This is a genomic window from Streptomyces sp. FH025, assembly GCF_017427025.1.
Lineage (GTDB): Bacteria > Actinomycetota > Actinomycetes > Streptomycetales > Streptomycetaceae > Kitasatospora.
The window spans coordinates 1-9,092 of record NZ_JAFLNG010000294.1 but is presented as its reverse complement, the minus strand read 5'-3'; the positions used below and the strand labels follow the sequence as shown (position 1 = coordinate 9,092).

10 protein-coding genes and 1 pseudogene are annotated in these 9,092 nt (G+C 74.4%); 6 read left to right on the top strand and 5 right to left on the bottom strand.

The genetic code is table 11. The features are described from left to right. The first annotated feature begins 53 nt into the window (after positions 1-53). The 4 genes from J0670_RS20905 to J0670_RS20890 all read left to right on the top strand — a co-directional run bounded on the left by J0670_RS20905 (position 54) and on the right by J0670_RS20890 (position 3,441). A complete protein-coding gene (locus tag J0670_RS20905; protein WP_207813165.1) occupies positions 54-737 on the top strand; it encodes a hypothetical protein in 684 nt (227 codons plus the stop codon). A gap of 191 nt (positions 738-928) precedes the next feature. After that, positions 929-1,693, top strand: coding sequence for a VC0807 family protein (locus tag J0670_RS20900; protein WP_307806621.1), 765 nt, complete (start codon positions 929-931; stop codon positions 1,691-1,693). A 128-nt stretch (positions 1,694-1,821) separates the two neighbouring features. Then, positions 1,822-2,562, top strand: a complete 741-nt coding sequence (locus J0670_RS20895; RefSeq protein ID WP_243437298.1) for a tyrosine-protein phosphatase — start codon at positions 1,822-1,824, stop codon at positions 2,560-2,562. A gap of 120 nt (positions 2,563-2,682) precedes the next feature. Beyond that, on the top strand, positions 2,683-3,441 hold the full coding sequence (locus J0670_RS20890; protein ID WP_207813164.1) for a Clp protease N-terminal domain-containing protein: 759 nt from the start codon (positions 2,683-2,685) through the stop codon (positions 3,439-3,441). 54 nt (positions 3,442-3,495) lie between these two features. On the opposite strand, the gene J0670_RS20885 is transcribed toward J0670_RS20890, so the two are convergent. Further along, the gene (locus tag J0670_RS20885) at positions 3,496-3,987 is read right to left on the bottom strand and encodes an NUDIX domain-containing protein (protein ID WP_207813163.1); all 492 of its coding nucleotides are present in this window, start codon (positions 3,985-3,987) and stop codon (positions 3,496-3,498) included. Positions 3,988-4,098: 111 nt separating this feature from the next. Between J0670_RS20885 and J0670_RS20880 the strand changes: the two genes are divergently transcribed. After that, a complete protein-coding gene (locus J0670_RS20880) occupies positions 4,099-4,479 on the top strand; it encodes an STAS domain-containing protein (protein WP_307806620.1) in 381 nt (126 codons plus the stop codon). On the opposite strand, the gene J0670_RS20875 is transcribed toward J0670_RS20880, so the two are convergent. From J0670_RS20875 to J0670_RS20860, 4 genes are all read right to left on the bottom strand, one after another. Next, positions 4,387-5,364: a sigma-70 family RNA polymerase sigma factor gene (locus J0670_RS20875; protein ID WP_207813161.1), complete on the bottom strand. Its 978-nt coding sequence runs from the start codon at positions 5,362-5,364 to the stop codon at positions 4,387-4,389. The genes J0670_RS20880 and J0670_RS20875 overlap by 93 nt on opposite strands. Positions 5,365-5,490: 126 nt before the next feature. Then, complete coding sequence (locus tag J0670_RS20870) at positions 5,491-6,726, bottom strand: serine hydrolase (RefSeq protein WP_207813160.1); 1,236 nt, start codon at positions 6,724-6,726, stop codon at positions 5,491-5,493. A gap of 193 nt (positions 6,727-6,919) precedes the next feature. Continuing rightward, positions 6,920-7,189, bottom strand: a complete 270-nt coding sequence (locus tag J0670_RS20865; protein ID WP_207813159.1) for a hypothetical protein — start codon at positions 7,187-7,189, stop codon at positions 6,920-6,922. A 121-nt stretch (positions 7,190-7,310) separates the two neighbouring features. Further along, positions 7,311-7,577, bottom strand: coding sequence for a UBP-type zinc finger domain-containing protein (locus tag J0670_RS20860; protein WP_207813158.1), 267 nt, complete (start codon positions 7,575-7,577; stop codon positions 7,311-7,313). A 121-nt stretch (positions 7,578-7,698) separates the two neighbouring features. Here J0670_RS20860 and J0670_RS20855 point away from each other — a divergent pair. Further along, positions 7,699-9,092, top strand: a pseudogene (locus J0670_RS20855) (TIGR00374 family protein); the annotation flags it as partial.

Below are 9,092 nucleotides of genomic sequence, written 5' to 3'. Positions count from 1 at the left end.
GCCGCCGGAGCCGAGCGGCCCGGAGGAACCACCGACCAACAGGAACGACCGTGATGACGACTGCCCACGAGCTCCATGCGCGGGGCCTGCGCGAGCACCTCGCGCCCGCCCTTCGCACCCTGGGCCTCGTCGGGTGGCGCCGGACCTTCAGCCTGCCCGACGACACCCACTGGGTGCTGCTCGGCCTGGTCGAGCGTCCGGCCGACGACCGGGTGTCCTTCACCTTCCGGCTCAGCCTGGTCCGCCGTGCCGACTGGGCCCTCGTGCGGCGGCCCGACCACCGGCCCGACCCGCGCACCCGGTACGGCTTCGAGGTCTGGCGGGCCCGGATCGGCGAGGTGCTGCCGATCGGCGAGGACGTCTGGTGGGAGGTGCTGCCCGGGCCGCGCTGGCAGCTCGCCCTGGACGACGCCGTCGCCGCCGTCCGCCACTACGGCCTGCCGGAGCTGCGCCGCCGGGCCGAAGCGGACCGGGCCTCCACCGGCGAGACGTACCTCTCCCCCGCCGAGCTGGAGGAGGTCAACGCCGCACTGCTGACGGCCTCGGTGGCCCGGGTGCAGCGCGCCGAGCTGGCCGACGAGGCGCTGGTGCTGACCGGCGCCTGGACCAGGGGCGACGGCGTCGCCAGGACCGTCCTGGCGGGGGCCGCGCGGGGGTTCCTGTCCGCCGGGGACGAGCGGTTCCGGACCGTCCGCTGCCTGGACACGCTGGGCCGCGAACTCTGGGTCCTCCCTTAGGCCACGCCTGGTCGCCTTGGACCACGCCCGATCGATTTCCGCAGGTCAGATGGGGTGTCACGGGCCGCACCATGACAGCTGTCATACGGAACGGACAACGGACGGCACTGCTCTGACGGAGGGCCGGCCGGAAAGACTGAGGGCACGACGCGGGCATCGGCCCGCGGCCACCAGTCGGGGGAGGACCCACCGTGAGCAGCCAGACCGTCAGCGCCGCCGTCACCGTTCGCACCGAGGCCTTCGGGGCCGGCTCGCACGCCGGGTCCGCGTCGCCCGTCGCCGCCTCGCCCGCCAAGGGGTCGAACCCGCTGGTCTCCGGGCTCCGCCCGCTCGCCCTCGACGTGGCCGCCCCGCTGGTCGGCTACTACCTGCTGCACTCGGCCTGCGGCCTGAGCGAGTTCGCCGCACTGGCCTGGAGCAGCGCCTTCCCGGCGGGCCGGACCGTCCTCGGCCTGCTGCGCGAGCGCAGGCTCAACCTGTGGGCCGCGCTGATGCTGACGGTGAACCTGGCGGGCCTGGCGCTCACCTTCGTCACCGGCGACGCCCGGCTGATGATCGCCAAGGACGGCGGGCTGAGCGGCACCGTGGCGCTGGCGATCCTGGTCTCGGCACTGGTCGGCCGGCCGGTGATGACCCCGGTGCTGATGCCCTTCGTCACCAAGGGCCGCCGGGACCGGGCCGCCGCCTGGCAGCGGCTGGTCGAGGGCCGGGCGGCCGGCTCGCGGGCCTTCCACCGCCACGAGCGGGTGTTCGCCGGCATCTGGGGCGCGGCGCTGCTGGCCGAGTGCGCGGCCCGGGTGGTCGGCGCCTTCACCCTGCCGGTGTCGACCATGGCCTGGCTGTCCACCGTGTTCCTGATCGGCGCGATCGTGGGCGGCTCGATGCTCGGCCAGATCGCGGTCGAGCCGATCGAGCGGCTGGTCCGCGCCGAGGCCGAGGCCCCGACCGCGGCCTGAACGCCCCTCAGCGGACCCCTGAACTGCGGGTTCCGACGAATCGAACAAATCAGGAACCATCCGGATCTCTCGGGAGTCGTTCATAACGAGGGGGTAACGGACCCCCGGACGAGGAAACGGGGAGCCCCATGAACGGGACGTACGCACTGGCCGCCGCCGAGGACCGCACCCTCGCCTGGGACGGCTGCCTGAACGTCCGTGACCTGGGCGGGCTGCCCACCGACTCCGGGCGGCCGACCGCCCGCGGGGCGGTGGTCCGGGCGGACAACCTGGACCGCCTCACCGCCGAGGGCTGGGACACCCTCCTCGACCACGGCGTGCGCACCGTGGTCGACCTGCGCGACGCCGAGGAGTACAAGCCGCTCCTCCCGCTCCCCGAGGGCGTCGACCTGGTCCGCGTCCCGCTGGACGAACTGGCCGGCCCCGCCTGGTGGGAGGCCCACGGCCGGCTGGACGGCACCCCACTGGCCCTCCGCCCGTACCTGGACCACTGCCCGCACGCGGCCGCCGCGCTGGTCACCGCGATCGCCGACGCCCGCCCCGGCGGCGTGGTGGTGCACTGCGGCGCCGGCCGCGACCGCACCGGCCTGGCCGCCCTGCTGCTGCTCGCCCTGGCCGGCGTCGACCGGGCCGCGATCGCCGAGGACTACCTGCTGAGCGGCCCCAACATCCGCCCGCTGTACGGGATGCTCGGGCTGCCGGATCCGTACCGCCGGATCGACGCGGTGCTGGCCGAGGCCGGGACCACCGCCGAGGCCGCGCTGGCGTCCGTGCTCGACGGGCTCGATCCGGTGGCCTACCTGCTCGCCGCGGGGGTCACGTCGGAGCGGATCGCCGCCGCCCGCGGCCGCCTGCTGCCCGACGCGTAAGTCCGTCCGCGGCCGCCTGCCGCCCGACGCGCAGGGCCGTCGACGGGCCCCGGAAGACTACCCACAGGTAACGTCAACCGATGGTTGACGATCCCAGGATCGACAACCTACGGTTGACGCATGGAGAATCCCGTCGTTCCCAACACCACTCCCCTGCGCCTCGACGACCTGATCGCCGCGATCAAGAAGGTCCACCCCGACGCGCTCGACCAACTCTCCGACGCGGTCATCGCCGCCGACCACCTCGGCGACCTCGCCGACCACCTGATCGGCCACTTCGTCGACCAGGCCCGCCGCTCCGGTGCCTCCTGGACCGAGATCGGCCGCAGCATGGGCGTCAGCAAGCAGGCCGCCCAGAAGCGCTTCGTCCCCAAGGACCCGGGCACCCCGAACGACCTCGACCCCAGCCAGGGCTTCAGCCGGTTCACGCCCCGGGCCCGCAAGGTCGTGGTGGCCTCGCAGGAGGAGGCCCGGAAGGCCCACAACGCCGAGATCACCGCCGAACACATCCTGCTCGGTCTGCTCACCGAACCCGAGGGCATCGCGGTCAAGGCGCTCGCCGCCCAGGGCGTCACCCCGGAGGCCGTCCGGACGGCGGCCACCGCCGTCCTGCCGGCCGCCGTCGAGCAGACACCGCCCGCGCTCATCCCGTACGACGCGCAGGGCAAGAAGGTGATGGAGCTGAGCTTCCGCGAGGCGCTCAAGCTCGGGCACAACTACGTCGGCACCGAGCACATCCTGCTCGCGCTGCTGGAGCTGGAGAACGGCGAGGGCGTGCTCGCCGGACTGAAGGTGGACAAGCCCGAGACGGAGACCTTCGTCTCGGAGGCCATCGCCGCCATCATCGCCGCCCGGAACGAGGAGTCCGAGCAGCAGTGAGGATCCGGCGCCCTGCCCCGGGCGGAACTCCCGCCCGGGGCAGGGCACTTCCCGCTAGAAGCCGGAAATGTACGTGGTGACGATCCGGACCCGGCCGTCGGCGGCCGCGTCCAACGCGGCCCGCAGCCGGGCCGAACGGGCCGGGCCGAGCAGGTCCAGCGCCTCCTCGACGGCGGCCCAGCGGTAGGTGTCCAGCTCGCCGACCGGGACGGTCACGGGGGTGCCGTCCGGGACGGTGCCGAAGTCGAACATGAAGTGCTCGGCAGGGTGGTCCAGTTCGCCCGAGGGGTGGGTCCAGGAGATGGCCAGCAGCTCGCCGGCCTCCTGGACGATGCCGGTCTCCTCCTCCAACTCCCGCTCGGCGCACTCGACCGGGCCCTCGCCGAGGTCGATCGTCCCGCCCGGGAACTGCCAGTGCTCGCGGTACCCGGCCTTCACGATCAGGATCCGGCCGGACTCGTCGCGCAGCAGGCAGCCCGATGCCGCGTAGATCCGGGGCAGCGAGGCCAGCCATTCCTCGCGGGACTTCAAAGGCTCAGCCGTCACTGTGCTCCTCCTGGGGCGAGTGGGTTCGGTCGCCCCCACTCTGCCACCAGGCATCCGGCACCGGTTCGTCCCGGACCGATGAGTCGGCTCCCGCACGGCAGTCCAACCGGTGTGGAGACCACGCCGACCGAAGCCGTACTGACCTGTGACCTGGGCGCGCTGACCGCCCCCGACCTGGCCGTCGTCGATGCGCTCGCCCGGCTGCGGCTCGCCGCCGCCCGGCACGGGGTGCGCCTGGTGCTGCTGAACGCGAGCGGCCCGATGCGGGAACTGCTCGCGTTCAGCGGGCTCGCGGCCGTGCTGCCCGGAGCCACCGACCCGCTGGACCTCGCGGAACTGCTGGGCGCGGAGCCGGGGTTACTCGGCGGCGGTCCGGAGCCACTCGGCGGCGAGCCCGGGTTACTCGGCGGCGAGCCGGGGCGGGAGGCCGAACAGGGGGAAGAGCACGTCGGTGTCGAGGAAGTTGGTGAACCCGGTGATCCGGCCCTCTGACACCTCCAGCACGATCAGCGCCCACGGCGTGTGCCCGCCCTCCGGACTCGGCCGGTACTGGGCGAAGGCCGGGCCGCCGTTGGCCGTCACCGGAAGCAGCCGGGAGCCCCGGCAGCCGTGCCCCGGGCCCAGCATCCAGGTCCGGAGCTCGTCCCGCCCCCGCAGCCACATCGCGAACGGCGGCATGTTGAGGGTGACGTCCTCGTGCAGCAGCGCGGCGAGGCCGTCCATGTCGTACGCCTCGAAGGCGCGGACGTAGCGGTCCAGCAGCGCGCGGTGCCCCTCGTCCAGGGCCGGGGCGGGGCGGGCGGCCGAGGTGTCCGAGGCGAGCACCGCGCGCGCCCGCTGGAGCGCGCTGTTGACCGAGGCCACCGTGACGCCGAGCAGTTCGGCCGCCTCGGCGGCCTTCCAGCCGAGCACCTCGCGCAGGATCAGCACCGCCCGCTGCCGGGGCGCGAGGCGCTGCAGCACGGCGACGAAGGCCAGCTTCACCGACTCGCGCTGGGCGGCCACCTCGGCCGGGTCCCCCGTCTCGGGGAGCACCCGGCCGTCCGGCGCGGGGCCGATCCAGGCCACCTCGGGCAGCCGGGTGTCGCTCGCGGTGGCCACCGTCACCGGCCCTGCGAGGTCCATCGGACGGGCCCGGCCGTTGCGGCCGTTCAACGCGTCCAGGCAGACGTTGGTGGCTATTCGGTACAGCCAGGAGCGCAGCGCGGCCCGCCCCTCGAAGCCCCGGTGCCCGCGCCAGGCCCGGACCATGGTCTCCTGCACCGCGTCCTCGGCCTCGAAGACCGAGCCGAGCATCCGGTAGCAGTAGCCGGTCAGTTCGGTGCGGTACCGCTCCAGCTGGAGCTCGACCGGCTCCTCCGTGATCACCTCGGCCATGGTGTGCCCCCGTCGTCCTGCCGTGCGCTGTGGATCAAGTGGTTCAGCGGTTCAGCGATTCAGTGGATCAAGTGGATCAAGTGGATCGGGAGGAACGTAGCGCACGGCACTGACATCGATGCCGGATCACCGCTTCCCGTACACCTGGCCGGAGCCGAAGGCGGTGGTCGCCAGCTTCCACAGGGTGGGGAACTCCTCGCCCTCGATGCCGGTCGGGTTGAGCCCGATCACCACCGTCCGGGAGAGGTCGCGGGTGGCGAAGACCGCGCTGCTGAAGCCCGGGCGGGCGCCGGTCTTGCCCCAGATCTCCGTGCCGTTCGGCAGCACGCTGCGCAGCATGCCGCCCTTGCTGAAGCAGGCGTGCCCGGCGGTCGGGCCGATCTCGCAGTTCTTGTTGTGCTGGTTCGGCACGTCCGGGACGGCGAAGAGTTCGGCCTGCTGGGCGGGCGGCAGCAGGCGGCCGCGGAACAGGGCCTCGAAGAAGCGGTCGAGGTCGGCGGCGGAGGAGACCATGCCTCCCTCGGCCCACGGGTACGGGCTCTGCTCGGTGACGTCCACCCGGTCGGTGGTGCCGTCGGCGGCCCGGACGTCCACGTAGCCCTCGGCGTGCGGGCCGCGGATGGTGAGGTCGTCGGCGGCCGGGACGTAGGTGGCGCGCAGGCCGAGCGGGCGGACGATCCGCTGCCGCACCTGGTCGGCGTAGCTGTCGCCGGTGATCTTCTCGATCACCATCCCGGCGATGAAGTAGTTGTTGCCGTTGTACTGCTGGGCGGTGCCGGGCTGGAAGCTCATCGGCTGGGTGAGCATGTCGGCGACCACCTGCTCGGGGCTGAAGTACTCCGCCTTGTGCGCGGCGAACCACCCGGCGCTGCCGTCGCCGGAGGTCATGCCACCGCCTCCGGGCAGACCGCTGGTGTGGTCGAGCAACTGGCCGACGGTGACCGGCGGGTAGTCGGCCGGGAGCAGGCCCGGCAGGTACCGCTGGGCGGTGCCGTCCAGGTCGACCTTGCCCTCGGCGGCGAGCTGGAGCAGCACGGTCGCGGTGAACACCTTGGTGATGCTGCCGATCCGGAACCGGGCGTCGGCCGGGACGTCCTCCCCGGAGGTGCCGTGCCACCGCGCGCCCGGACCGTCGGTGCGGACCAGGGCGCCGGTGATGTCGCCGGGCAGGGTGTCGAGGGTCCGGGCGAGGGCGTCCCGGTCGAGCGGGCCGGGTCGGGCGGTCGTGGCGGGCGCTCCGGCGGCGACCGGCGGGGCGTCGGCGGCCAGGGCGGGGGTCGCGGCGCCGGCCGTGACGGCGGCGAGTAGCGCGCCCGCGGCGGCCAGGGTGGTCCAACGGCGCTTCCGGGTAGGGGTGTTCATGCGGCCTCTCTCCAACGGCGGCCCGCCCTGGGGGCGGTGGCTCGGACGGGAGAGAGTCTTCTGGACGCCCCGGAGCCCGGGCATCCGGGACCGGCCCCGAAGCACCCCGGAGAAAGATCCCTGAGTGTGCGTCAGGGGCGGTGCGCCGAGTGCTGACGGCGCCCGCCCCTGCGGGGGTCCTCAGTGGGGGTCCTCAGTGGGCGGAGTGCTTCTCCGCGCCGCGGTGCCGGTGCCCCTTGAGCTCCGCGTGCATCGCCGGGGCGGTGCGCATCGCCGAGGTCGCCGCGTCGCGCCCGCCGTGACGGAAGGCGTCGCCGGAGGCGTACCCGGCGGAGGAGGACATCGCGCCGGCGCTCGGCTTCGGCCCGAGCGGGCCGGGCGTGCTCACCATGCCCCGGCGTTCCACCAGTTCCTCGGCGCCCTGGCGGAACTTGGCGGTGCTGCCGTGGGTTCGCTTGATCATCGTCGGCCTCCCTTCGGCGGCCACGGCCGGACGGATGCCGGCCGGAGGGGCCGCACGGGCGTTATGTCCGGATTTTATCCGGGTTGCGGCCCGCTGCCACCGCAGGGAGCGGTCGTACGGTTCAGCCCATGACCTCGTGGACGAAGCACCAGCGCCAGTCCTCCCCCGGCTCGTAGGAGCGGATCACCGGGTGGGAGGTGTTGTGGAAGTGCGCGGTGGCGTGCCGCTGCGGCGAGAAGTCGCAGCAGCCGATGTGGCCGCAGTCCAGGCAGATCCGCAGGTGCACCCAGTCCCGGCGGCCCTGGGCCAGGCAGTCGGCGCAGCCGTCGGCGGGCGGGAGGGGCTCGATGTCCTCCGGTGCCGCGGCGAGGTCTTCGCAGGCGCTCATGCTGGCAGGCTATGACGGGCCGGGCCGGGCCGCCCGCCCAGCGCGAACGGCCCGCTCGGCGTGGGCGGCGGCGCGGGAAACCCGGCACCGAGCCTGCGGGCGGCATGGGAGCATGCCACCCGTGGCGATCGTGACGGGGAGTACGAACAGCGACACCGGCGGGGGGACGGCCGACGGCACCGTCGGCGGGTCCGAGGGCACCGCCGGGTCCGAGCACGCCGGTGCGCCCGGGGCGGCGGGCACGCCCGGGTCTGCGGGCACCGGACGGTACCGGGCCCGGCCGGTGACCGGCGCCGGGCGGATCCGGCAACCCGTCGCCCTGATCCGGCTGTTCACCGGGCTGATCGCGATCGCGCTCACCCTGCTGCTCGCCGACTACGCCCGCGCCACCACCGGGGGCTTCGCCGCCGACGTCGCCGAGGCCGCCTCGCTGGTGCCGCGCCCGCTGGCGGGCCTGGCCGGCGGGCTCACCACCGCCGCCGTGCTCCTGCTGCCGGTCGGGCTCGCCCTCCGCCGGGTGCTCGGCCCTGACCGGCGGCGCGCCCTCCAGCAGGTCTCCGACGGACTGCTCGCCGCCGTCCTCGCGTACGGAGCCACCCTCGCCCTGGAGCTCTGGATCGACGGCGTCGCCCCGGTCTCCCTGGTCACCGCGCTCACCCAGCGGCTGCCCGGCGACGTGCTCGGGCACACCGAACCGGTCTACGGCTACCTCGCTCCCGTCCTCGCCTTCATGACCGCCTCCGGCAGTCGCGAACGGCGGCTGCCCTGGACCGTCCTCGCGCTCTCCGGCCTCGCCGGCCTGGCCTGCGGGTACGCCACCCCCACCGCGCTGCTGCTCGGCCTGCTCATCGGCTGGACCGGCGCCCACGGCACCCTGTACGCCGTCGGCACCCCGGACCCGCGGCCCCGGCCCGGCGAGATCCTGCGCGCCCTGCGGGACAGCGGGCTGCGGCCGGTCGAGGCGACGGCGGTCGGGCCCGACCGCTACCGGGTCCAGCAGGCCGAGGGGCGGCCCGAACTCGACGTCCAGCTCCTCGACCGGCAGGCCGTCACCGCCGCCGCCGTCCGACGCGCCTGGCGCCGCCTGCGGCTGCGCACCGCCCCGCACCCCCGCGCGCTGCGCTCGCCGCGCACCGGGCTGGAGCACGAGGCCCTGGTCACGTACGCGGCCCTGGCCGCCGGCGTCCGCACCCGCCGCATCGCCGCCACCGCCGGACTCGGCCACGACACCGCCCTCATCGCGTACGAGCACCTGGCCGGCCGCACCCTGGACCAGCTCGCCGACGAGGAGATCACCGACGAGCTCCTCACCGACGCCTGGCGCCAGTTCGCCCTCCTCCAGGGCCGCGAGATCGCCCACCGCGCCCTGGTCCCGTCCTCCCTGCTGGTCGACGACACCGGCGCGGTCCACCTGGTCGACTTCGCGGACGGCGACATCGCGGCGAGCGAACTCGTGCTCTGCTGCGACCTCGCCCAGCTCCTCACCACCCTCGCCCTGCGCACCGGCGCGCCCCG